This window comes from Pseudomonas sp. KNUC1026 (genome assembly GCF_021650705.1).
Taxonomy (GTDB): Bacteria; Pseudomonadota; Gammaproteobacteria; order Pseudomonadales; family Pseudomonadaceae; genus Aquipseudomonas.
This window is the reverse complement of the sequence record NZ_CP087138.1, coordinates 1,299,403-1,322,395: the sequence shown is the minus strand read 5'-3', so window position 1 is coordinate 1,322,395 and position 22,993 is coordinate 1,299,403. Positions and strand designations below refer to the sequence as shown.

The following is a 22,993-nucleotide window of genomic DNA, read 5'->3' as shown; positions in this document are numbered from 1 at the left end:
AGTTAGGATACTAATGACAACGCGAAGAACCTCCCCGAACGGCGCATTGCAATAGCCGGGCAAAAGGCGTAAATGGCCTCGATTGTGGCGGCAAAAGCCCGCCGCAGTGCGGCTAAAGGCTAATCTTTCGCAAATTGACTTTGAGATTTATGGCTCTATAGTGGTGCGGGCCCTGCGTGGGGGCTTTCAGATGATTTGTAGCATGAACAGGAGGCCACATGGCTGACAAAAAAGCGCAGTTGATCATCGAGGGCGCCGCCCCCGTCGAACTGCCGATTCTAACTGGCAGCGTTGGGCCTGATGTCGTTGACGTCCGCACTCTGACCGCCTCTGGCGTGTTCACCTTCGACCCGGGCTTCATGTCCACCGCCTCGTGCGAGTCGAAGATCACCTATATCGATGGTGACAAAGGGGTCCTGCTCCACCGCGGCTACCCCATCGAGCAATTGGCGGAGAAATCCGACTACCTCGAAACCTGCTACCTGCTGCTCAACGGCGAGCTGCCCAACGCCGAGCAGAAAGCCAGGTTCGTCAGCACCGTCAAGAACCACACCATGGTTCATGAGCAGCTCAAGACCTTCTTCAACGGCTTCCGTCGTGACGCTCACCCGATGGCGGTGATGTGTGGCGTGGTCGGTGCACTGTCGGCGTTCTATCACGACTCGCTCGACATCAATAACCCGCAGCACCGCGAGATCTCCGCGATCCGCCTGGTCGCCAAGATGCCGACCCTGGCCGCGATGGTCTACAAGTACTCCATCGGCCAACCGATGATGTACCCGCGCAACGATCTGTCGTACGCCGAAAACTTCCTGCACATGATGTTCAACACCCCGTGCGAGATCAAACCGATCAGCCCGGTACTGGCGCGCGCGATGGACCGGATCTTCATCCTTCACGCCGACCATGAGCAGAATGCTTCCACCTCCACCGTTCGCCTGGCAGGCTCTTCGGGCGCCAACCCGTTTGCCTGTATCGCCGCAGGTATCGCCGCACTGTGGGGCCCTGCCCACGGCGGCGCCAACGAGGCGGTGCTGGCCATGCTGGACGAGATCGGCGATGTGTCGAACATCGACAAGTACCTGGCCAAGGCCAAGGACAAGAACGATCCGTTCAAGTTGATGGGCTTTGGCCATCGCGTGTACAAGAACTTCGACCCGCGCGCCAAGGTGATGAAGCAGACCTGCGACGAAGTCCTGGCTGAACTGGGCGTCAAAGACGACCCTCAGTTGCAACTGGCGATGAAGCTCGACGAAATCGCACGGAACGATCCTTACTTCAAGGAGCGCAACCTGTACCCGAACGTCGACTTCTATTCGGGCATCATCCTCAAGGCGATCGGCATTCCGACCAGCATGTTCACGGTGATCTTCGCCCTGGCACGCACCGTCGGCTGGATTTCCCACTGGAAGAGATGCTGTCGAGCCCGTACAAGATCGGCCGCCCTCGCCAGCTCTACACCGGCGCCACCCAGCGCGACATGGTCGAGCTGGAGCAACGCAAGTAACACAACGCCACACCTCACAAGGCCGCCGCAAGGCGGCCTTGTCGCTCATCACTGCTCGGCAGCAGCCTTCAGGCCCTTGAGGGTGTTGAACGGCGCATCCACCACAAACTTGTTGGCCACCCAGGCCGGCACGCTGCCGCCAGGCTCCGTGTGCACCTGATACGTCACTTCGGTGTTGTCCGCACCTTTGGGCACCAGCTTCCAGAAGCCCTTGACCTCGGTTACACGCACAAAACCCTTCTCCTCCGGCACATAGCCCGGCACACCTTCCAGCGTACGGGTGAGGCTGCCATCGCTGCCTTCCTGAGTAATCACGTGCAGCACCGAGTCGCGTGGCGTAACCGGCCAGGGAGTGTCGAACTGCCCATAGGTCCAGGCTTCGTTGCCTTGATGCTTGAGCAACTTCTGCAGCTTGCATTCGTGAATCCACTTGCAGGCACCGGTGAGGTCTTCCTGCAACGCACGAATGCGCGCAACGCTGGCGTGAATCAGCGTGACTCCGCGATAGGCCTTGAAGGTGGAGTTGGGCACTTCGGCGAGCGATACGGTGATACCGTCAGCCTGCTTGGCCACCTGCCAGTCTTCTGCCTGGGCAAGGGGGCAGCAAGTAATGCCAGCACTGCAATGGAGCGAATCGATCTCATGGGTTTTCCTTTTTATTGAAGATCAGATAGCCCTGGCCTCATGCCGCCGTTGCCGCCTCCAGCCAACCAATCAGGCGGATAGCCGCCTCACGGCTGTCGCCACAGACCTCGGCCTCAGGCCGAAAACCCGCACACACCGCAGGGCGCTCAGGCTGGCCGAAAATCGCGCAGCGGTAGTCATTGAGCAACTGCACACACGCGATGCCTGCCGGCTTACCGTGAGGCATGCCAGGAATGGGCGAACTGATGGAGGGTGCGGTGCAGCAAGCCCCGCACGTTGGACGGCATTGCATGATGGTCAGAAAGCCTCGCATGTCAAAACCACGACAGCGCCGATAGTAACGCCTCAAACAGGCGTTTGAAACCTCGGATCACGCATCGTTACTGGCGGAACTTGAAGTCGAGCGCAGCGCCTTCGACATCCCTGCGTGCATCGTTGCGCAGGTTCAGCTCCATCTCGTTGCTGATCAGCCTTCCGTTGAGTTCGAAGTCTTCCTGGCCCGCAGGTTTGGAGCTGAACATGGCCGGCAGCCGATTTGAGGCCCTCGCCGTGGTGGCATTGGCCTTGGGCTCGGGTTTGAGGGTATCGACCATGTCCTTGGGAAGGCTCAGATCAAGCTTGGGCTTGGGCAATTCGTTGGCGACGGTATCTGCCTTCTTGCGCGATGCGGTTTTGCTGGCCACCTTTTTCCCCCACGGCGGCTGGCTTGCTCTTTACGGCAGCAACGGTAGCGGGCTTTTTATCCAAAGGCACTTGCACTGCAGGCGTGGCACCCTTGCCCACCTCGGACAGCAGTTGCACCAGCGATGCGCTGGCCTGGGCGAACGATGTAGCCCCGGCCATAGGCGCCGAGAGTATCAGAACGATCAAAAGAACTATGCGTGTTTTCACAGAGCCACGACCACGGTTGACTGACCCGCCCATGCTCCCCCCTCAGGTCGAGGCTGGCAAGCCAGGGCTAATGAAGAAATCGACTCAAGGGTAAGCGGGAATGTTCCCGTTTTCCTCGCACAGCTGTGTGGCCAGCACCCCCAGCGTCATCACTGCCTGCTCGGTCTCGGCATTCCAGGGAATGCCGCAATTGAGGCGAATGCAATGGTTGAACTGCTCGGTGTTGCTGAAGATCAAACCGGGCGCGATGGACAAACCATGTTCGAGCGCCCGCACATGCAGCTCCTGCGCGTCCACTCTGCCCGGCAGGCTGACCCACAGCACGAAACCACCCACGGGCCGGCTCATCTGCGTGCCGGCAGGGAAATGCTGCTGCACGGCAAGCTGATAGACGCTCAGGTTCTTGCGAAACTCCTGGCGCATGTAGCGCAAGTGCCTGTCGTGCCCGCCATGTTCAAGGTAAGCGGCCACTGCGACCTGGGTCACGCTGCAGGCCGAGTGCGTACTGAACGTTTGCAGGCGCTGCACTTCGGGCTGGTACTTGCCAGCCAGCATCCAGCCTATGCGAACGCCAGGTGCCAGCGTCTTGGAAAAGCTCGAGCAATAAATGACCTGCCCTGCCTTGTCGAATGCCTTGAGCGCCTTGTGCCGTCCCGGATCGAACACCAGCTCGCCAGACACATCGTCCTCGATCACCTGAATGTCGAACTCGCCCGCCAGCCGCAGCAGCTGCTTCTGGCGCTCCTCCGGCATGGTGCTGCCCAGCGGGTTGCTCAACCGCGCCGAGAGCACCAAGGCTTTGATCGACCACTGATTGGCCGCCAGCTGCAACGCCTCGACGCTGATCCCCAGCGCCGCGTCGCTGGGGATCTCGATGACTTTCAGTCCAAGCAAGTCGGCCATTTGCAACAAGCCGTAATAGGTAGGCGACTCTGCGGCGATCAGGTCGCCCGGCCGGGTAAGCACCCGCAAGGCCATTTGCAACGCATCCACCGCACCGTGAGTAATGACCACCTCGCCGGGGTCAACCACGACGCCCGAATCGCGCATGCGGATCGCGATCTGCCGCCGAAGCGGTTCGTAGCCCGGGCTGTACATGTAGCTGAAGGCGCGCTGGCTCTGGAAGCGAGTGACGCGCGCCATCTGCTGGTGCAAGGCACGCACCGGCAAATAGGATGGGTGTGCGACGGCTGAGCCCAAGGGGAACACACCGTCACGGCGGGACTCGTCGAGCACCTGCTGGATGATGCTGCTGCGCGTGACCAGCCCCGGCCGCTCGACCTTGGCGATGTCAGGCGTGGGGGCGGTCAATGCCGGGGTCTGGTGAACGTAGTAGCCAGATTGTGGCCGCGCGCGGATCAGGCCCTGATCCTCCAGGCTCGCGTAGGCCTGAAGCACCGTGGCATGGCTGACGTTGAGCTGAACGCTCATCTTGCGTACAGAAGGCACCTTCTCACCTGGGCGATACACTCCAGGCGAATGTCGTCAGCCAGCTGTTGGGCGATACGTTGGTACAGCAGCAGTTGCGTCATCCACCACGCCTTGCCGGATAAGGATCATCGAACAGGCGAACTGTAGCGCATCCCCCGGCAAATAGCAGCGAACGATGCCGGCGTGTCGTTTACAGGCATGCAAAGGCCCTGCGCGTACAGCACGAACGGTTATTCTCGCTCAGCACCGAGGCGGCCCTGGCGATCGGAAACCACAACCTCCACCCGCCGATTAAGCGCCCTGCCCCGCTCGCTGGCGTTGGCTTCTATCGGGAACTGCCCCCCATAACCGCGCACGGCCATTCGCTCAGGAGCTACCCCCAGGCTCGCCAACAGGTCGACCACCGCCTGCGCACGCGCCTGGGACAGCGCCCGGTTATCGCTCGCGTTGCCGGTGCTGTCGGTGTAACCCTCCACGCGAAGCGCACGGCGAGGGTTGAGCTGAAGAAACTGCGCCAGTTGCAACAACACGCGGTTGGCCGAAGGCTTGAGCTGGGCATCGCCGGTGTCGAAAGATCCTCACCCAGGTTGATCACCAGCCCCCGGTCGTCTTCCGGCGCGGCGAGGGCCAGCAATTGCTGCTCGACCCACTGGCTCTGGCGCTGCACGCTGCTCAGGCGCGACTCCCGCAGCGCCACCTGCAGGCGCTGGCGGTCTGCCTCAAGCCGCCCTGCCTGCTCAACGGCAAGCGCAGTGCTCGCATGCACACGGGCGATCTGGGCGTAACGCAAGCTCAGCTCGGCATAGTGGTTCGCATCGGCGCCGCCGCCCCAGTACTCGGCCAGGCGCTCGGCACGCTCCAGCGACTCCTCGGCGCGTGTGACGTCCAGCGGCGCAAGCCGCCTGGCATCGGCATCCTGCTGCAGCGCCGCCACATCGGCCGTAGCGCGTGGCAACGCCTCAGGCTCACTGCCGCCATGCACGCATGCCGAACACATCAGCGCACCAGCGATGATCAACCCGTGCTTGTTCATCGCCCCTCCAGTTGCTGACGCAGCCGCGCGATACGGCCCTGCAATTGGGCGGTACGTGCCTGCTGCTGAGTTCGCAGCACCAGCGCCTCGGCCAGCCGGGCGTCCAGCTCGGCACGCTCTGCCTCGAGCCGCGCAGGCTTGTTGCGCCCGTTGGCCAATGCTGCCCGCGCTTGTGCGGCGTGTTCACGTGCCTGAGCAAGCTCCCGGCGGTCTTCAGCACCGCTGGCGACCGCCTGGGTGATTGCCTCGTCGGTTACGCGCAATTGCTCGGTGGGCAATGGGTCACTGGAACAGCCCGCGAGGGCCGCCAGCAACAGAAAGGTGTAGCGTATCGAATTCACAAGCATTACCTGGAGGGTTGCGGAGCTTTCTGCTGTGCCGCCCAGCGCTGTGCGTTGCGTTGCACAATGCCAGGCAAGCGACCAGAGGCAGCCAGCTCGGTCATCTGTTTCGCCAGCTGCCCACGCAGCCAGGCATCGTTGCAGCTGGAGTCATGCCCCAACGCAAGGTAAAGGCCGGGCGGTCGACCACCCATTCGCGAGGTTGAACATCCGCCTCGATGCCCAATGCGCTGGCGGTGGCCTGGCCGGCATAGCGCGGGGCAAGGATGTACTGAACCTGCCCCAGCACCAGGCGCTGAAAAGTGCGCGTCAGGTTCTCGGGCGCTCCAGCGACAGGCTGCCCTGGGCAAGCGCCAGGAGCGCCGGCGTTACGCGCGCGCGGGCCGACAGCGCACCCGGCTTGCCATTCAGATCCGCCAGCCGATCCAGAGGCTCACTGGCACCCCGGCGCTCCCACACCAGATAATCGTTTCGGGCCAGCGCCGGGTATGCATAATCGAGGTGTTCCAGCTCGGCATCCATGAGCGGCTGGTCAGCCAGCAAATCCATGCGGCCACTGCGCACCTGCCCGAGCGCTTCACTGCGGCGCCCGCCGTAAAGCACGTCGATGCGCACCCCGACCTGGCTGCCGATTTCCGCCAGCACATCGGCGCTCGCACCGATCAGCCGCTGCGGGTCGGCCGGGTCTCGCCACAGAAATGGAGGCGCATCCGGGCTGCCGGTGGCGACAAGCCGCGTGCAATGCTCGGCCGCCTGAGCCTGCCCAACCAGCAAAGCCATCGCCAGCAAGGCAATCATGGGTTTCATCGGTGCATGTCCTTGTGCGCAATGAAGAACCCGGGCAAGCCCGGGTTCGTCTGGCGCGGCAGTGTATCAGACCAGCTTTTCGAGTTCCGGCACGGCCTCGAACAGGTCGGCAACCAGGCCGTAGTCGGCAACCTGGAAAATAGGCGCCTCCTCATCCTTGTTGATCGCCACGATCACCTTGGAATCCTTCATGCCCGCCAAATGCTGGATGGCGCCGGAAATGCCGACGGCGATATACAGCTGCGGCGCGACGATCTTGCCGGTCTCGGCCCACCTGCATGTCGTTGGGTACAAAGCCTGCGTCCACCGCTGCGCGGGAAGCACCCACCGCAGCACCGAGCTTGTCGGCCAGGGAGTAGAGATGCTTGAAGTTGTCGCCGTTCTGCATGCCGCGGCCACCGGAGACCACCACCTTGGCGGCCGTAAGCTCAGGGCGGTCCAGCTTGGCCAGCTCTTCACCGACAAAGCTGGACAGGCCAGCATCATGAGCGCTGCCGACTGCTTCGACGGCAGCCGAACCGCCCTCGGCAGCGACAGGGTCAAAGCCGGTGGTGCGTACGCTGATCACCTTGACCGACGCGCTGGACTTGACCGTCGCAATGGCGTTGCCGGCGTAGATCGGGCGCTTGAAGGTGTCTGCCGATTCGACGGCGATGATCTCGGAGATCTGGTCGACGTCCAGCAATGCCGCCACGCGTGGCAGGTAGTTCTTGCCATTGGTAGTCGCCGGCGCCAGCACGTGGCTGTAGCCGCTGGCCAATTCTGCAACCAGCGGGGCAACGTTCTCGGGCAGCAGGTGGTCATAGGCGGCGTTGTCGGCCTTGAGCACCTTGGCGACACCAGCAACCTGCGCGGCGGCTTGCGCTACTGCGTCGATGCCGGCACCGGCTACCAGTACATGGATATCACCGCCGATCTTCTGGGCTGCGGCAACGGTGTTCAGGGTGGAGGCGCCCAGTGCGCCGTTTTCGTGTTCAGCGATTACCAGGATAGCCATCAGATCACCTTCGCCTCGTTCTTGAGTTTTTCCACCAGCTCGGCGACCGAGCCCACCTTGATGCCCGCGCCACGAGCGGCAGGCGCTTCGACCTTGACGATGCTGTTGGTCGAGGCGGTGGAAACGCCCAGATCAGCCGGTGCCAGGGTTTCCAGCGGCTTCTTCTTGGCTTTCATGATGTTGGGCAGGGTCGCGTAGCGCGGCTCGTTCAGGCGCAGGTCGGTGGTGACGATTGCCGGTAGCTTGAGCGAAACGGTCTGCAGGCCGCCGTCGATTTCACGGGTAACGCGCGCGTTGCCGCCGTCGATTTCGACCTTGGACGCGAAGGTGCCCTGGGCGTAGCCAGTCAGTGCAGCGAGCATCTGGCCGGTCTGGTTGTTATCGCTGTCGATGGCCTGCTTGCCGAGGATCACCAGCTGCGGCTGCTCTTTATCAACCACGGCCTTGAGGGCCTTGGCGACGGCCAGCGAGCTGAGCTCATCATCTGTAGCGACCAGCACGGCGCGGTCGGCGCCCAGTGCCAGGGCAGTACGCAGTTGCTCCTGCGCAGCGGTCGGGCCTACGGACACGGCGATCACTTCGGTCGCGATGCCTTTTTCCTTGAGGCGGACAGCCTCTTCCACGGCAATTTCGCAGAAGGGGTTCATCGACATCTTGACGTTGGCCAGATCGACGCCGGAGTTGTCCGCCTTGACGCGAACCTTGACGTTATAGTCGACCACTCGTTTGACAGCTACAAGAACCTTCATGGATTCCTCGTTACTCTCCGGTGAAAGGGTATCGCCGGGCCAGGCCCTGCGAGCGCTGTGGTGCAGCTTCCGAAACTGGCTGCACCCTGCATCAATGAAACGGCACAGCGCCCTGCCAATCCAGGGCCTGCGGCGGTGGCCAGATGCCGCAACGGCAAAGCCTGGCCAACCGGTGTAAACTGCTCGGCTGCATGGCACATGCCACTGAACAGCCAGCCTTGAGCGGCGGCCAACAGCGGGGGCTGAACACCCGCTCCAATGGCACCCTCAAGCGCGAACCGCTCGTATCTTGACTGCATAGGCACCCTCGGTCAATACGCGGAACTGGCCGGTCACAGCACTGCGACCCCGCGATTTATCTGGGCTTCAGCAAATTCAAACAAACGTTTGATCTGGACCGGTGGTCTGGTGTAGATATAATGCCGAGCCAGTGTCAGTGGCCCTTGTAGCGCTTTCATTTTTCGCTACGCGCCGTCCGTGCAGCCCATTAGAAAAACGAGCCTTGTGTAGGAGATAACCTGTGGAACGCGAATACATGGAATTCGACGTCGTCATCGTCGGAGCAGGCCCCTCGGGCCTGTCCGCGGCGTGCCGCCTGAAGCAACAGGCCGCCGACGCGGGCCAGGAGATCAGCGTCTGCGTGGTCGAAAGGCTCCGAGGTAGGTGCGCACATTCTTCCGGCGCGGTATTCGAACCGCGTGCGCTTACCGAGCTGTTCCCGGACTGGCAAGCCCTAGGCGCGCCGCTGAACACTCCGGTCACTCGAGACGACATCTGATTTCCTCAAGAACGCGACCGCCGCCACCAAGGTGCCGGACGCCTTCGTGCCCAAGACCATGCACAACCAGGGCAACTACATCATCTCCCTGGGCAACCTGTGCCGTTGGCTGGCTCAGCAGGCCGAAAACCTGGGCGTGGAGGTGTACCCCGGTTTCGCCGCCCAGGAAGTGCTGTTCGATGAACAGGGCGCGGTGCGCGGCATCATCACCGGCGACATGGGCGTGAACCGCGAGGGCCAGCCCAAGGAAGGCATGTACACCCCCGGCATGGAATTGCGTGGCAAGTACACCCTGTTCGCAGAAGGCTGCCGCGGGCACCTGGGCAAGCAACTGATCGAGCGTTTCGCCCTGGCCAGTGACGCCGATGCCCAGCACTATGGCATCGGCATCAAGGAAATCTGGGACGTGGCGCCCGAGAAGCATCAGCCGGGCCTGGTGGTACACACCGCCGGCTGGCCGATGGACAACCAGAACATGGGGGGTTCGTTCCTCTATCACCTGGAGAACAACCAGGTCGTGGTCGGCCTGATCGTCGACCTCTCCTACACCAACCCGTACCTGTCGCCGTTCGACGAATTCCAGCGCTACAAGCACCACCCGGTGGTGGCGCAGTATCTCGAAGGCGGCAAACGTGTGGCCTATGGCGCCCGCGCCATCTGCAAGGGCGGGCTCAACTCGCTGCCGAAGATGATCTTCCCCGGTGGCGCCCTGATCGGTTGCGACCTGGGCACGCTGAACTTCGCCAAGATCAAGGGCAGCCACACGGCGATGAAGTCCGGCATGCTGGCCGCCGAAGCCATCGCCGCCAGATTGCTGGGCGGTGCCGAAGGCGGCGACCTGCTCGAGGCCTACCCACAGGCCTTCCGCGAGAGCTGGCTGTACGATGAGCTGTTCCGCAGCCGCAACTTCGGCCCGGCGCTGCACAAATACGGCGCGGTACTGGGTGGCGCATTCAACTACGTCGAGCAGAACTGGTTCGGTGGCAAGCTGCCCTTCACCCTGCACGACAACCAGCCGGATCACGCCTGCCTCAAGCCTGCCGCGCAGGCCACCCGCATCGAATACCCAAGGCCCGACGGCAAGCTCAGCTTCGACAAGCTCAGCTCCGTGTTCCTTTCAAGCACCAACCACGAGGAAGACCAGCCCTGCCACCTGCACCTGGCCGACCCTTCGATCCCGCTGGCCAAAAACCTTCCGCTGTTCGACGAGCCGGCGCAGCGCTACTGCCCCGCCGGCGTGTACGAGGTGGTGAGCGAGGCCGACGGTTCCAAACGGTTCCAGATCAACGCGCAGAACTGCGTGCACTGCAAGACCTGCGACATCAAGGACCCGGCGCAGAACATCACTTGGGTAGCGCCGGAAGGCTCCGGTGGGCCGAACTACCCCAACATGCAACAGCCCGGCCATCAGCGCGCGCCCAGCTCGGCGCTGATGGCCTTGGCCGCTTCGCACACCACCGGCAACAGCTCGGCCATCCGTGCATCCGGCATGTAGGGTGAGGTGCTGGCTACGCTGATCGCCGCAACGATCTGGCGGCTGGCATCACGCACGGGCGCCGCCACACAGCGAATCGAAGGCTCGTCGTCTTCCAGGTCAAACGCATACTGCCCTGCCACATACGCCTGCATGCGCCCAAGCAGCGCCCCCCAATTCGGCGCCAGGCAACGGGCAGGTATCGAACAACCGACGCCATTCGGCCTCCCCCGCCTCCAGCAACAACGCCTTGCCGATGCCGGTGCGCCATCAGCGGCATGCGGTGGCCCACCCGCGAGCGATTTCCGGCCCATTGCGGCCAGGCGCTCTGCGGCAGGTACAGCACCTCGTCGCCATCGCGCACGGCCAAGCGAACGGTGTCTCCAGTGTCGGCCGAAAGGCGCGCCAGCCATGGCTCGGCCAGCACCACCAGGGCACCTCCTCGCGGGCCTGAAACCCAAGCTCGATCAGGCGCGCGCCCAGCCGGTATCCACCTTGAGGCAACAAACGCAGGTAACGCTCATCCACCAGCGCACTGACCAGCCGATGCGTGGTGCTGCGCGTGGTGCCGACACGCTCGCCGACGCTTTTCAGGTCGCAGGCACCGCCGGCCACCGCATGGATGATCGCCAGCCCGCGAAGCAGGGTCTGCGTACCGGTGGGGGCTGCGCCGGAGGATGCCTCGGACATGAAGAACCTTGCTGGAAGGGCGGCGGCCATTATGCGCAGCCGCTTTGGCGCTGGGAACCCGTGGCGGCACCGCTATCCTACAGAACACATTTACATGACCCCGAGGCCCCATGGCATCGATCGACCTTCTGATCTGCGACTGCGACGGCGTGCTGATCGACAGCGAAATCATCGCGGAGCGCAGCCTCCATCAGGCACTGGCGCAGCTCGACCCGGCCCAGGCCCTGCGCGAACTGCTCTTCGGCACCTTCGGCCTGCAGACCCGCGATATCTTCAAGCGTGTCGAAGCGCACTTCGGCCAGCCGCTGCCGGAGGGTTTCGTCGATCACCTGCATGCGCACACCGAAGCGCTGATTCGTGACGAGGTACAAGCCATCCCCGGTGCCCGCGACGCCTTGCTGGCTATCGAGCTGCCACTGGCAGTGGCCAGCAACAGCCGCTTCGATGCAGTGCAGTTCGCGCTGGGCCGGGCCCTGCTCGGCCGAGCGCGTCAACGCCGGCGTATTCAGCGCCGACCGGGTCGCCAGGCCGAAGCCCGCACCGGATGTCGACCTGGCTGCAGCTCAGGCCAATGGCGTAGCGCCCGGGCACTGCCTGGTGGTCGAAGACAGCACCACAGGTGCCACGGCAGCACTGGCCGCCGGCATGCGCGTACTGGGCTTCACCGGCGCCAGCCATATTCCGCCCGGCCACGCCGAGCAGTTGCTGGCACTGGGCGTGGAGGCCACCTTCTCCGACATGCGTGAGCTGCCGCATCTGGTGGCCGAGCGCGCCCTAGTCGATGCGGATGCGTTCCACCTTGCCCACCAGCAGGATGTACGACAGCGCGCCGATCAAGGCGGTGGTGGCGATATAGGCAATGGGCAGGGCGAAAGAATCGCCCGTCGCCAGAAAGCCAATCACCATGGGCGTAACGATCGCCGCCAGGTTTCCGATGAAGTCTGAACATCCCGCCGGTCAGCCCCAGCAGGCGCGCCGGCGCCAAGGTCGACACCAGCGACCAGGTGATCGAAGCCAGGCCATTGCCGAAGAACGCCAGCGCCAGGCAGGCGATCACCAAGGGCGTGGAATCCAGGTAGTTGGCGCCCAGGATGCAGGTGGAAATCAACAGGCCGGAGATGATCGGCAGCTTGCGCGCAAGGCCCAGGCTCGCGCCCCGGCGGATCAGCCAATCGAAAAAGAACCCTGAACACAGCACCCCGACGAAAGCGGCGAGAAACGGCAGCGAGGCGAGCAAGCCGGACTTGATGAAGTCCATGTGCCGGTAATTGACCAGGGTAGGCGGCGAACCAGGGTCGAGGAAGAACCACAAGGTCGAGTTCAGGCAGAACTGCCCCAGATAGATGCCCCAGAGCTTGCGTTGGCTGAGTACGATGCCAAGGTCGGCCCAGCGAAACGGCTGGCGCGCTTTGCTTGCGATATCCACCAGCCCCCGCCCTGCTCGATCAGCGCCACCTCGGCCTGGTTCGCACCTGGGGAACTGCCGTGGCTCGCGGTACAGCACGTACCAGGCCGCCGCCCAGAGAATCCCGACTGCACCAGTGACCACGAACACCATGTGCCAGCCAAAGCTTACCTGCAGCCAGGCGAGCACCGGCGTCAGGAACGCCAGCCCGACGAACTGGCCGCTGGTATAAAGACCGATGGCGGTGGCGCGCTCTCGCTCGGGGAACCAGGTGGTGACCACCCGGTTGTTGATCGGGTACGCCGGCGCCTCCAGCGCGCCCACGGCCAGGCGCAGCACGAAGAGTGCAATGAAGCTGCCGGCCAGGCCCAGGAACACCGTAGCCAGCGACCACAGTGCCAGCGCTGCGGTGTACAGCACCCGCGGCGGCACTCGGTCGACCAGCCAGCCGCCCGGGATCTGCATGGCCGCGTAGGTCCAGCCGAAGGCGGAGAAGATCAGCCCGGCATGCACCGGGTCGATGCCCAGCTCACGGGTGAGCGTGGGCGCGGCGATCGACAGGTTGCTGCGGTCCAGGTAATTGATGACCACGGTGATGAACAGCAACACCATGATGAAAAACCGCTTCCGGCTGGGCGTAGCGGTGGCGGCCGCCGCAGTGGATGCGGCAGCCGCTGTAGGGGCCCGACTGGCCATGACCTCACCTCTTTTTATTGCTTTTGAAGGGTGTGCGATAAGGCAGCGCTCAGCGCTTTACCACTCGGCGAAACTGCCGTCGGCATGGCGCCACACCGGGTTGCGCCAGCGATGGCCAACCTGCGCACGCTCGCGCACATAGGCTTCATTGATCTCGATGCCAAGGCCCGGCCCGGTCGGGATCTTCACGTAGCCGTTTTCGTAGGCGAATACCTCGGGGTTGGCGATGTAGTCGAGCAGGTCGTTGCTTTCGTTGTAATGGATGCCCAGGCTCTGCTCCTGAATGAACGCGTTGTAGCAGTTGGCGTCCAGCTGAAGGCAGGCGGCCAGCGCGATCGGGCCCAACGGGCAGTGCAAGGCCAACGCCACGTCGTAGGCCTCGGCCATGTTGGCGATCTTGCGGGTTTCGGTGATGCCGCCGGCATGAGAGGCGTCGGGCTGGATGATGTCGACGTAGCCCTCGGCCAGGATGCGTTTGATGTCCCAGCGCGAGTACAACCGCTCGCCCAGGGCAATCGGGGTGCTCGACAGCGGCGCCAGCTCCTTGAGCGCCTCGGCGTTTTCGCTGAGCGCCGGCTCTTCGATGAACATCAGGTTGTAGGCCGCCAGTTCCTTGATCAGCACCTTGGCCATGGGCTTGTGAACCCGGCCATGGAAGTCGACGCCGATGCCCACGTTCGGGCCAACGGCGTCGCGCACTGCCGCCACGTTCTGCAGGCAGAGGTCGACCTTGTCGAAGCTGTCGACGAACTGCAGCTCCTCGGTGCCGTTCATCTTCACCGCCGTGAAGCCACGCTCAACGGCCTCTTTGGCCATGCGTGCGGTGTCGGCCGGGCGGTCACCGCCGATCCAGCTGTACACGCGAATGCGGTCACGCACCTGGCCGCCGAGCAGGTCACTCACCGGCACGCCCAGTGCCTTGCCCTTGATATCCCACAATGCCTGGTCAATCCCGGCCAGGCGCTCATCATGCACCGCGCCGCCGCGGTAGAAGCCACCCCGGTAGAGCACGGTCCAGATGTCTTCGATGTTGCGTGGGTCCTTGCCGATCAGGTAGTCGGCCAGCTCCTCGACCGCTGCGGCCACAGTATGGGCGCGGCCCTCCACCACCGGCTCGCCCCAGCCGGTCACGCCTTCGTCGGTTTCAACCTTCAGAAAGCACCAGCGCGGCGGCACGATGAAGGTGGTGAGTCGGGTGATTTTCATCGGTTTGTCTCTTGTCGATGTCTTGGGTTCAAGCGGTCAGAGCGCGCCAGGCGGCCATGTAGGCCTGGGCGCGGCGGCGGATGTCGCCTGTAGCCAGCGCTGGGTGAACAGGCCCGACCCAGCCCGAAGCCGCGGGCGCCGGCGTCGAACCAGGGCTTGATGTTCTCCGGCGTGATACCGCCCACCGGCGCCAGGCGGGTGCCCGCCGGCAACACGGCGAGCAGCGCCTTGGCCACCGCAGGGGAAAGGGCCTCGGCGGGGAACAGCTTGAGCACGTCGGCCCCGTGCTCCAGCGCACTGAACGCTTCGGTGGGCGTGGCGATGCCTGGCGCCAGGTAGAGGCCTTCGGCCTTGGCCGCCTTGAGCACGCGCACATCGCAGTGCGGCATCACGATCAGTTGGCCGCCGGCGTCCTTCACCTGGCGCACTTGGTCGGGGGTCATCACGGTGCCAGCACCGATCAGGCAATCGGCCGGCAGGCGGTCGCGCAACAGCCGGATGCTGTCCAGCGGCTGGGGCGAGTTGAGCGGCACTTCGATCACCCGAAAGCCTTCTTCATACAGTGCATCACCTACCTGTGCGGCCTGTTCGAACCGTAGCCCGCGAAGGATGGCGATCAGCCCGTTGTTGGCCAGTGTGGCGTCAAGCATGGATAAACTCCTTGGAAGCGCTGGCCACCAGCCCGGCCGCTTCGGCGACGGCCCACAGGCCCCGCTCGGTGGCCTGGGTGGCGGTGGTGGGATGGGGAAAACCGGCGAGGCCCAGGGCTCGGGTATATCGCTCGCACAGTGCTTCATTGCCGATCAACAGCACCTCCGGCAGCGCGACAGTGGATTGGCGCAGCGCCTGCACCTCATGGCCGATCCACAGCCCCGAGAGATAATCGGCTTGCTCGGCGCCGTCGAGCACGCCTGTCAGGCCGAGCGTGCGAGCACTGAACGCGGTCGACAGCGGGCCTAGCGCTCCGGTGTCGGACAACGCTGTACGCACACCGCGCTCGAAGGCGGCCGCCTGAAACGGCGCATCGCGCTGCTGAGTGCGGCCGAGGATCGAATGGGCGCTGGCGATGGCGTACAGCTCGCCGGTCATGAAGGTGTCGAAGTGGGTGATGCAGCCATTTTCGACGCGCACCCATTTGCTGTGGCTGCCGGGCAGCCCCACCAGCAGGTGGCCATTGCGGTGTTCTTCAGCCAGGCCCCGCAGCAAGCCGAGCACCTGGGTTTCCTCACCGCGCATCACATTGGGCAGCGCGCCATGCTCGATCACGCCGGGCACGATGTGCAGGCGGTGGCCGCTGGCGGTATCGAGGGTTCGAAGATGGGCGCTCAGGTCTGCGGCCCGCGCAGGGGTCGGGCAGTAAGGCGCTTCGCGCCAACCCTGGGCGCTGCCGACCATGCCACAGGCAATCACTGGCAGAGGCTGTTCGGCCAGCCAATCGCCGCAAACGTGCTCGAAAGCCGCGTCGAACCCGCCGGGCTTCGGCAGGTGCATGATCCCGTGGGCCGAGGCTCGGGAATCCAGAACCTGCCCGCCGGCGCCAAGCCGATAGGCACGCAAGGACGAAGTACCCCAGTCCAGGGCAATCGAGTTGAGCCTGCATCACGTCACCTGTGTGTTGTTCTTGGGGTGGTGTGTGCGGCCACTATACGAGCAAGCCTTCAAAAATCTCAACATGTACTTTTTAATCCCATATTATGGGATTAATCAAATGATCATATACGGCTATGCTTGCTTCAATCTCAATCGACAGGAGCCCGAGGCATGTCAGCAACTCCACGTATCGCAGTGGTCACCGGCGCTGGCAGTGGCATCGGCCGTGCCTGTGCCCTGGCGCTGCTTGACGACGGTTTCACCGTGGTGCTGGCCGGCCGCCGGCCGGAGCCCTTGCAGGCACTGGCGCAGGAGGCACAGGCCCAAGGCCAGCAGGCGCTGGCTCTGCCCACCGATGTGCGCGATGCCGACAGCGTCGACGCCTTGTTCGCACAGGTGGAGCGCCGCTTCGGGCGCGTGGACTTTCTCTTCAACAACGCCGGAGTAGGCGCGCCTGCCGTGCCAGTGGATGAACTGGACCTGGCGCACTGGCATCAGGTGATCGACACCAACATTACCGGCGTCTTCTCTGCGCCCGCGCAGCATTCGGTTTGATGCGTCGGCAACAGCCGCAGGGCGGGCGAATCCTCGAACAACGGTTCGATTTCTGCCCATACGCCCAGGCCATTTTCGTCACCCTATACGGTGAGCAAGCATGCCGTACTGGGGCTGACCAAGACACTTGCGCTGGATGGCCGCGAGTGGGGCATCGCGGTCAGCCAGATCGACATCGGCAACGCATTGACAGAGTTGTCGGAGCGCATGACGCGCGGCGTGCGCCAGGCCAATGGGGAAACGGCGGTGGAGCCGATGTGCGATGTGAGCCACGTGGCTGATGCGGTGAGGTATATCGCGGGGCTGCCGCTGTCCACCAACGTGCTGAACATGACAGTTATGGCGACGAACATGCCGTTCGTGGGACGGGGGTGAAGCTGGGCCGGGGCCGGATTGCCTCTCGGCGCAGATCAACTTGTGGGAGGCCGGCTTGCCGGACGCCGTGTAACGGACGCCGTGTAACGGGCGACGCTCGCGACTCAGGCAGATACAGCCTGTCGCGCGGCAAGCCGCCCTCCCACTTGAACAAAACCTGCGCACCATACGCTTCAGAGGGCCGGCTCGCCGAGCGCTGCGCGATGCTTTTTCCAGGTCAGTCGTCCAGGCCAGCCGGCGCGGCCGCCTTGCCACCCTTGCCCTTGGCAGGCTTGGCGCCCTCAGCCGCAGGCTCGGTAGCAGGGGCTGCAACGGGTGCAGGCGCGGCGTCCTTTTCCTGGCCGGGCAATTTGTCGACCGCTTCGAAGAGTTCCTTCACGGTCACTGGGCCATCCTTCTCGAAATGCCGCTCACCGTCCTTGCCGATCAGCAGGGTCTTGGTTTGCGGTGACGCACCCAGGTTCAGCTCACGGATCAACGCCATGGTCGCCTGAGCATCGATGTTCTGCCCGTTACGCTTGCCGATCATGTCGGCCACGGTGTAGAGCACCATACTGCGCTGGGCGAACCCCTGTTGGGTGGCGGGGTCCTTGAGCGCATTCTGCAGGCTGGTCAGGTCGAGGGTCGACCGAACTGCGGGTCAGCACCACCACCGCCCGGTTGTGGCCTCGGTCCTTGGCCAGCGGTGAATCGCTGTCCGCGGCCAGCAACGGGGTGGAAACAGCGCACAACGCGGCCAGGGCCAGCGAGCGGATGAGCATGGGTACCTCCAGTACAAGTCTTTGCGACAATATTCGCTCATTGAGCCGAAATGGCCAGCCTATGAGCCGATTCCCTGCATTTACACCATTTGTTCGCCCCCACGGCGAATATCGCCTCCAGCCCCCCACCTTCTCGGTTGCGCAGCGTCAAACGCCCGCCATGCGCCTTGGCCACCGCATCGGCAATCGACAGGCCCAGGCCGTAGCCCTCGCCCTGGCGCGAGGCGTCCAGGCGCAGGAACGGCTCGGTCACTCGCTCCAGTTGCTCTTCAGGAATGCCTGGCCCCCGGTCTGCCACATTGACCTCCCAGCCCGAGGCCGTGCTGCTGACGTTCACCTCGGCGCCGCCGCCGTAGCGCACTGCGTTCTCGATCAGGTTACGCAGCCCCCGGCGCAGGCTGCGGGCGTAGCCGCGCACCGGGCCGGTGGCCCTGCCGTGAACGGCCACTTGTCGGCCCTGGTCGGTGAAATCCACCTCGATGCTCAGCAACAGCGCATTCAGGTCGATCAGTTGCTGGGGCTCGCGGGTTTCCCCGCTGCTGATGTAGGCCAGGGTGGCATCGACCATCTGCCGCATGCCTTCAAGGTCTTGCAGCAGCAGTTCACGCAGGTTGGCGTCGTCGATACGTTCGGTGCGCAAGCGCATGCGCGTCAGCGGCGAACGCAAGTCATGCGACACCGCTGCGAGGAACCGCGTGCGCTGGCTCAGATGAGCCGCCAACTGGCGCTGCATGGCGTTGAACGCCGCGCTGGCCTCACGCACTTCACTGGGCCCCTCTTCCGACAGCGGCGGCTGGCGCAGGTTGTGCCCCAGCGCGCGGGCGGCGTCGGCCAGTCGTTTGAGCGGCGCGGTAACCAGGCGCACCGCCACCAGCGTGATCAACAGCACCAACAGGATGCGCACCAGGTAGATGCGCACCACATAGTCCAGGACCAATTGCCACATGGCGCGAGGGCTCCAACCCTGAGCCTCGGTGGCATCGACCAGCAGCCAGCGCCCATCCGGCAGGCGCAGGTCGACCAGGAACCGGCCCAACGTCGGCGCGGGCCGAAAGCAGCACCGGCAGGCCAGCCTTGTGGTCGTTCTGATCGAGCAGCTCCAGGCGCAGGAGCTGGAAGGTCTGCGCCTTGCCGGTTTTCTCCTTGAGCACAGTGCGCAGCAGGTCTTCGGCGGCCTGTGAGTCGACGTCCAACGGCACGTCCGGGTGGGTAGCGCTGGCATTGACGCGCACTTCGAAGCCGGGGGCGCGCAGCAATTCGGAAAGGTGATCGACCTGGTCCGGCTCTTGTTCGGCCACTCGCACAAGATCAGCCAGGTGCGTGGCCACCAGGCGCGTGGGGATTTCCAGTGACTGGGTATGGCGCACGTCATACCACACGGTGCTGGTGATGGTTTGCGCGCCCACCGTGCCCAGCACCATCACCACAACCATGCGCCCGTACAGCGAGCGTGGCACGCAGCGCACCCACCAGCGCTTCACTGGCTGCGCACGTCGGTGGCGGTGAGCATGTAGCCTTCGTTGCGCACGGTCTTGATCAAGGCATTGCCCAATCGCTGGCGCAGCCGGCTGACGCACACATCCACGGCGCGGTCGAACGGCTGGCTGTCCTTGTCGAACGCGTGGTTGCGCAGAAACTCCGGCTCAGTGGCCGATCGGGGTGCTGCAACAGCAAGCGCAACACACGAAAGTCCGAGTTGCCCAGGTGCGCCACCACGCCCTCGGGCGAAAGCACATGGCGGGCACGGTGTCGAGCTGCCAGCCGGAGAAGGTGATGCTGCCCACCTCATCGATGCGCGCCCGTTGAGGAAAGCTCAGCGCACGGCGCAGCACCGTCTGGATACGCAACAGCAGCTCGCGCGGGTCGAACGGTTTGGCCACGTAGTCATCAGCGCCCTCCTCCAGCCCGGCGATGCGGCTCATCCAGCGTGCCACGTGCCGTGAGCATCACCACCGGCACATTGCTCACCTCACGCAGCTGCCGGCACAGCGCCAGGCCGTCCACGCCCGGCAGCATGAGGTCGAGCACTACCAGGTCGATCACGTGCAGGTCGAGTTCGCGGCGCATGTCGCGTCCGTCGGCGGCGGTGCTCACGCGGTAGCCGGCCTGAGTGAGGTAATCGCTGAGCAGGGAACGGATGTCAGGGTCGTCGTCGACGATCAGCAAATGCTGGGTGTCAGGCATGGGAGGTCTGGCGTGGCCGGGAATGGGCACACGCTAAGGCGAAACCGGGGGGTAAAAGCCACACCGTGCAGCACCATTACAGATTTAGCCAAGCGGCCCTCGGCACCGGTTTGTGTGATGCCTGTCACACAAGCGCGCACTTTCGCGCTTACCTGCCGCACCAGTGCCTGCTGGGGCGGCTTACATGGACGAGGAAACCTATGGCAACTGCAAAAGCTCCTAACCGCATCGAAGGTACCGACGGCAAAGATGTATTGGTCGGCACCAGCGGCAACGATCTGATCATTGGCGGCGCGGGTGCCGACAAGCTGACCGGCGGCGCCGGCGCAGACATCTTCCGTTTCACCGACATCAGTGACAGCTACCGGACCGCCACCAAGAGCTTCGCCGACCTGATCACCGACTTTAACCCCAGCGAAGACAAGGTCGACATCGCCGACCTGGGCTTCAAAGGCCTGGGCAACGGCCTGAACGGCACCCTGGCAGTACGCTACAACGCCGAAACCGATCGCACCTACCTGAAAAGCTTCGAAGCCGACGCCGATGGCAACCGCTTTGAAATCGGCTTCAAGGGCAACCTGCTGGGCTCGCTGAACGAAAGCAACGTGCTGTTCGAGCGCCTGATCATCGGCACCGACGGCAACGACCGCCTGACCGGCACCGACGCCAACGAAACCTTCGTCGGCGGCCTGGGCCGTGACGTGCTGACCGGCAACGGCGGCGCCAACGTGTTCCGCTACGACGACCTGCTCGACAGCTACCGCAACTACAGCCAGGCCGACGGCAACCACGGCGACCGCATCAAGGACTTCAACGTCAGCGCCGACCGCATCGACGTGTCCGCCTGGGCTTCACCGGCCTGGGCAATGGCCACGACAACACCCTGGACATCGTCCTGAACGAAAGCGGCACCCGCACCTACGTGAAATCGCGTGACCTGGACGCTGACGGCAACCGTTTCGAAGTCGCACTGCACGGTGACTTCATCGGCCAGCTGAGCGCCAGCAACTTCGTATTCGCTTCCACCAGCAGCACCAAGCTCGATGCGAGCAGTGCAGCCAGCGTGCAAATCGCTGAATTGGCACCGGAAGTGGAAGTGGTCGGCCAGGCTCACCACGACGCAGTCGCCTGAGCCTCAGGGCGCCCGATGCCGATAGGCCTCGATCAGTGACTGCGGATCGGGCAGCCCACCCGCCTGGTAGACAACGGCCTGCAAACCCGCGCGCAGCAGTATCGCGCGGTTTTGCGGGTCGCTGTAGCAGCACGTCGAGGCCCTGCATGAGCTGCTCGGGTGCCAACCCTTGCAGGTAGCGTTGCTGCCCCGCCCGATACGCGTCGATGGTGGCCTGGTTGCACGCCCGCTGCTGTTGATCCTCGGCCTTGAGGTTGCAGCCCAACACTGCCACCGTCGCACCCAGCTCAGCCCCATCCAGTGCCCCCGCCACGAATACCCTTCGGCTGTGTTCGTCCCAGGCACGCCAGGCATTGCCGTCTGCAGGCTCCGCCGCGTTGGTTGGTACCGCCCACGCCGTCAAGGCTCAACACCAGGCAAGAAGCAGATGCGCGCACACGCTGCCCTCCAGGCAATGGCCACCGAGTGACGGCCGTTGCGCTTGAGACTGAGGCGGATATCTCAGCGTTCAATGGCCAGCGCCACACCCTGGCCGCCACCAATGCACAAGGTCGCCAGGCCCTTGTGGGCATCGCGCCGCACCAGTTCGTGCAGCAGCGTCACCAGCACGCGGCAACCCGAGGCGCCAACTGGGATGGCCCAGCGCGATCGCACCACCGTTCACGTTGACCTTGGCCAGGTCCCACTCAAGCTCGGCAGCCACGCTCAGGCTTTGCGCGGCAAAGGCCTCGTTGGCTTCGATCAGGTCAAGGTCGCTCAGGGCCCAGCCGGCCTTTTCCAGGCAGCAGCGTGTGGCCGAAACCGGGCCGATGCCCATTACAGCAGGGTCTACGCCGGCGCCGGCGTACCCCGCCACCCGCGCCAGGATCGGCACGCCCAGCGCCTCGGCGCGCGCTTGGCTCATCAGCAATACGGCAGCCGCACCGTCGTTGAGGCTCGAAGCATTGCCGGCGGTGACGCTGCCGTCTTTTTTGAAAGCCGCGCGCAGCTTGGCCAGGCTTGCGGCATCGGTGCCAGGGCGTGGCTGTTCGTCGGTGTCGAACAACAGCGGCTCGCCTTTTTCTGCGGCAGGCTGATGGGCGTGATCTCGGCCTTGAACCGCCCTTCTTGAATCGCCGCCTGGGCCTTCTGCTGAGACTGCGCTGCGAAGGCATCCTGCTGCTCGCGGGTGATGCTGTAGCGCTCAGCGAGGTTCTCGGCCGTCACGCCCATGTGGTAATCGTTGAAAGCGTCCCACAACCCGTCGGTAATCATGCTGTCGATCATCTGCGCATGGCCCATGCGCAGCCCGGTGCGCGCGCCGGGCAGCAGGTAAGGCGCCAGGCTCATGTTTCCTGCCCGCCGGCGATCACCACCTCGGCATCGCCGCAGCGGATCGCCTGCACCGCCAGGTGTACGGCCTTGAGCCCTGAACCGCAGACCTTGTTCAGCGTCAGCGACGGCACGCTGTGCGGCAGGCCCGCCAGCAACGCCGCCTGGCGCGCCGGGTTCTGCCCGGCGCCGGCAGTCGAGCACCTGGCCGAGGATCACCTCGTCGACCTGCTCGGGAGCGACCCCACTGCTGGCGAGCAACTGGCGGATCACCGCTGCACCGAGCTGCGGCGCAGGGACGTTGGCCAGCGCTCCCTGAAAGGCGCCGATGGCGGTACGGGTGGCGGCGACGATGACGACAGGCTGCATGGCAGGCTCCTGGGTTGAGGTAGGAGCAGATCATGCGGGCTGGCGGGGGTGTTTGGGAATTTTGGA

Annotated in this window: 13 protein-coding genes and 13 pseudogenes; 6 read left to right on the top strand and 20 right to left on the bottom strand. The window is 64.1% G+C overall.

Annotated elements, in window-relative coordinates; all coding sequences use genetic code 11:
* The first annotated feature begins 218 nt into the window (after positions 1 to 218).
* Positions 219 to 1,507: pseudogene (gene gltA, locus LN139_RS05925) on the top strand (citrate synthase).
* A 48-nt stretch (positions 1,508 to 1,555) separates the two neighbouring features.
* Here the strand turns inward: gltA and LN139_RS05920 are convergent.
* From LN139_RS05920 to LN139_RS05875, 9 genes and pseudogenes are all read right to left on the bottom strand, one after another.
* Positions 1,556 to 2,146: an START domain-containing protein gene (locus LN139_RS05920; protein ID WP_236360297.1), complete on the bottom strand. Its 591-nt coding sequence runs from the start codon at positions 2,144 to 2,146 to the stop codon at positions 1,556 to 1,558.
* Positions 2,147 to 2,189: 43 nt separating this feature from the next.
* Positions 2,190 to 2,444 (bottom strand): YkgJ family cysteine cluster protein, encoded by a 255-nt coding sequence (locus LN139_RS05915; RefSeq protein WP_236359140.1) that lies wholly within the window; start codon positions 2,442 to 2,444, stop codon positions 2,190 to 2,192.
* A gap of 88 nt (positions 2,445 to 2,532) precedes the next feature.
* Positions 2,533 to 2,835: a translation initiation factor 2 gene (locus tag LN139_RS05910; RefSeq protein WP_236359139.1), complete on the bottom strand. Its 303-nt coding sequence runs from the start codon at positions 2,833 to 2,835 to the stop codon at positions 2,533 to 2,535.
* A gap of 292 nt (positions 2,836 to 3,127) precedes the next feature.
* Positions 3,128 to 4,575 (bottom strand): annotated as a pseudogene (locus LN139_RS05905) (aminotransferase-like domain-containing protein).
* 129 nt (positions 4,576 to 4,704) lie between these two features.
* A pseudogene (locus tag LN139_RS25480) lies at positions 4,705 to 5,507 on the bottom strand (OmpA family protein).
* Entirely contained in the window at positions 5,504 to 5,848 is a 345-nt protein-coding gene (locus LN139_RS05890) for a DUF4398 domain-containing protein (RefSeq protein WP_442964389.1), read from the bottom strand. Before LN139_RS05890 ends, LN139_RS25480 begins: the two are co-directional and overlap by 4 nt.
* A gap of 5 nt (positions 5,849 to 5,853) precedes the next feature.
* Positions 5,854 to 6,655: pseudogene (locus LN139_RS05885) on the bottom strand (ABC transporter substrate-binding protein).
* A gap of 66 nt (positions 6,656 to 6,721) precedes the next feature.
* Positions 6,722 to 7,652 (bottom strand): annotated as a pseudogene (locus LN139_RS05880) (electron transfer flavoprotein subunit alpha/FixB family protein).
* Positions 7,652 to 8,401, bottom strand: coding sequence for an electron transfer flavoprotein subunit beta/FixA family protein (locus LN139_RS05875; RefSeq protein ID WP_236359136.1), 750 nt, complete (start codon positions 8,399 to 8,401; stop codon positions 7,652 to 7,654). Before LN139_RS05875 ends, LN139_RS05880 begins: the two are co-directional and overlap by 1 nt.
* Positions 8,402 to 8,921: 520 nt before the next feature.
* On the opposite strand from LN139_RS05875, the pseudogene LN139_RS05870 reads away from it, so the two are divergent.
* Positions 8,922 to 10,572, top strand: a pseudogene (locus tag LN139_RS05870) (4Fe-4S dicluster domain-containing protein); the annotation flags it as partial.
* 14 nt (positions 10,573 to 10,586) lie between these two features.
* Here LN139_RS05870 and LN139_RS25475 read toward each other — a convergent pair.
* Both LN139_RS25475 and LN139_RS25470 read right to left on the bottom strand, forming a co-directional pair.
* Positions 10,587 to 11,023 (bottom strand): annotated as a pseudogene (locus LN139_RS25475) (IclR family transcriptional regulator domain-containing protein); the annotation flags it as partial.
* Complete coding sequence (locus LN139_RS25470; protein WP_442964388.1) at positions 10,924 to 11,343, bottom strand: helix-turn-helix domain-containing protein; 420 nt, start codon at positions 11,341 to 11,343, stop codon at positions 10,924 to 10,926. The gene LN139_RS25470 and the pseudogene LN139_RS25475, both read right to left, overlap by 100 nt.
* A 110-nt stretch (positions 11,344 to 11,453) precedes the next feature.
* Between LN139_RS25470 and LN139_RS05860 the strand changes: the two are divergent.
* Positions 11,454 to 12,108: pseudogene (locus LN139_RS05860) on the top strand (HAD family hydrolase); the annotation flags it as partial.
* Here LN139_RS05860 and LN139_RS05855 read toward each other — a convergent pair.
* From LN139_RS05855 to LN139_RS05840, 4 genes and pseudogenes are all read right to left on the bottom strand, one after another.
* On the bottom strand, positions 12,005 to 13,360 hold the full coding sequence (locus LN139_RS05855) for an MFS transporter (RefSeq protein WP_442964414.1): 1,356 nt from the start codon (positions 13,358 to 13,360) through the stop codon (positions 12,005 to 12,007). The pseudogene LN139_RS05860 and the gene LN139_RS05855 overlap by 104 nt on opposite strands.
* Before the next feature lie 141 nt (positions 13,361 to 13,501).
* The gene (dgoD, locus tag LN139_RS05850; RefSeq protein WP_236359135.1) at positions 13,502 to 14,650 is read right to left on the bottom strand and encodes a galactonate dehydratase; all 1,149 of its coding nucleotides are present in this window, start codon (positions 14,648 to 14,650) and stop codon (positions 13,502 to 13,504) included.
* 28 nt (positions 14,651 to 14,678) lie between these two features.
* Positions 14,679 to 15,300, bottom strand: a pseudogene (locus LN139_RS05845) (2-dehydro-3-deoxy-6-phosphogalactonate aldolase).
* The gene (locus tag LN139_RS05840) at positions 15,293 to 16,234 is read right to left on the bottom strand and encodes a 2-dehydro-3-deoxygalactonokinase (RefSeq protein ID WP_236360294.1); all 942 of its coding nucleotides are present in this window, start codon (positions 16,232 to 16,234) and stop codon (positions 15,293 to 15,295) included. Before LN139_RS05840 ends, LN139_RS05845 begins: the two are co-directional and overlap by 8 nt.
* Before the next feature lie 177 nt (positions 16,235 to 16,411).
* Here LN139_RS05840 and LN139_RS05835 point away from each other — a divergent pair.
* Positions 16,412 to 17,170, top strand: a pseudogene (locus tag LN139_RS05835) (SDR family oxidoreductase).
* A 217-nt stretch (positions 17,171 to 17,387) separates the two neighbouring features.
* On the opposite strand, the pseudogene LN139_RS05830 reads toward LN139_RS05835, so the two are convergent.
* The 4 genes and pseudogenes from LN139_RS05830 to LN139_RS05820 form a co-directional block, all read right to left on the bottom strand.
* A pseudogene (locus tag LN139_RS05830) lies at positions 17,388 to 17,931 on the bottom strand (DUF4174 domain-containing protein).
* 37 nt (positions 17,932 to 17,968) lie between these two features.
* Complete coding sequence (locus LN139_RS25110) at positions 17,969 to 18,796, bottom strand: ATP-binding protein (RefSeq protein WP_329611043.1); 828 nt, start codon at positions 18,794 to 18,796, stop codon at positions 17,969 to 17,971.
* Positions 18,696 to 19,412, bottom strand: a complete 717-nt coding sequence (locus LN139_RS25105) for a hypothetical protein (RefSeq protein WP_329611013.1) — start codon at positions 19,410 to 19,412, stop codon at positions 18,696 to 18,698. The genes LN139_RS25110 and LN139_RS25105 overlap by 101 nt, the downstream gene beginning before the upstream one ends.
* Positions 19,409 to 20,115, bottom strand: a pseudogene (locus tag LN139_RS05820) (response regulator). The gene LN139_RS25105 and the pseudogene LN139_RS05820 overlap by 4 nt, the downstream one beginning before the upstream one ends.
* A 200-nt stretch (positions 20,116 to 20,315) precedes the next feature.
* Here LN139_RS05820 and LN139_RS05815 point away from each other — a divergent pair.
* Positions 20,316 to 21,014 carry a M10 family metallopeptidase C-terminal domain-containing protein gene (locus LN139_RS05815; RefSeq protein WP_236359134.1) on the top strand — a complete coding sequence of 233 codons (699 nt, stop codon included), beginning with the start codon at positions 20,316 to 20,318 and terminating at the stop codon, positions 21,012 to 21,014.
* A gap of 23 nt (positions 21,015 to 21,037) precedes the next feature.
* Positions 21,038 to 21,247, top strand: coding sequence for a hypothetical protein (locus tag LN139_RS05810; RefSeq protein WP_236359133.1), 210 nt, complete (start codon positions 21,038 to 21,040; stop codon positions 21,245 to 21,247).
* A 501-nt stretch (positions 21,248 to 21,748) separates the two neighbouring features.
* Here the strand turns inward: LN139_RS05810 and LN139_RS05805 are convergent.
* Positions 21,749 to 22,927 (bottom strand): annotated as a pseudogene (locus tag LN139_RS05805) (acetyl-CoA C-acetyltransferase).
* Positions 22,928 to 22,993: the final 66 nt, after the last annotated feature.

Excerpts from the sequence above, each read along its gene's own strand:
- LN139_RS25470 (WP_442964388.1), bottom strand. The coding sequence starts at position 11,343 with ATGTCCGAGGCATCCTCCGGCGCAGCCCCCACCGGTACGCAGACCCTG.
- LN139_RS05855 (WP_442964414.1), bottom strand. The coding sequence starts at position 13,360 with ATGGTGTTGCTGTTCATCACCGTGGTCATCAATTACCTGGACCGCAGC.
- LN139_RS05915 (WP_236359140.1), bottom strand. The coding sequence starts at position 2,444 with ATGCAATGCCGTCCAACGTGCGGGGCTTGCTGCACCGCACCCTCCATC.
- LN139_RS05875 (WP_236359136.1), bottom strand. The coding sequence starts at position 8,401 with ATGAAGGTTCTTGTAGCTGTCAAACGAGTGGTCGACTATAACGTCAAG.
- LN139_RS05815 (WP_236359134.1), top strand. The coding sequence starts at position 20,316 with ATGGCAACTGCAAAAGCTCCTAACCGCATCGAAGGTACCGACGGCAAA.
- dgoD (WP_236359135.1), bottom strand. The coding sequence starts at position 14,650 with ATGAAAATCACCCGACTCACCACCTTCATCGTGCCGCCGCGCTGGTGC.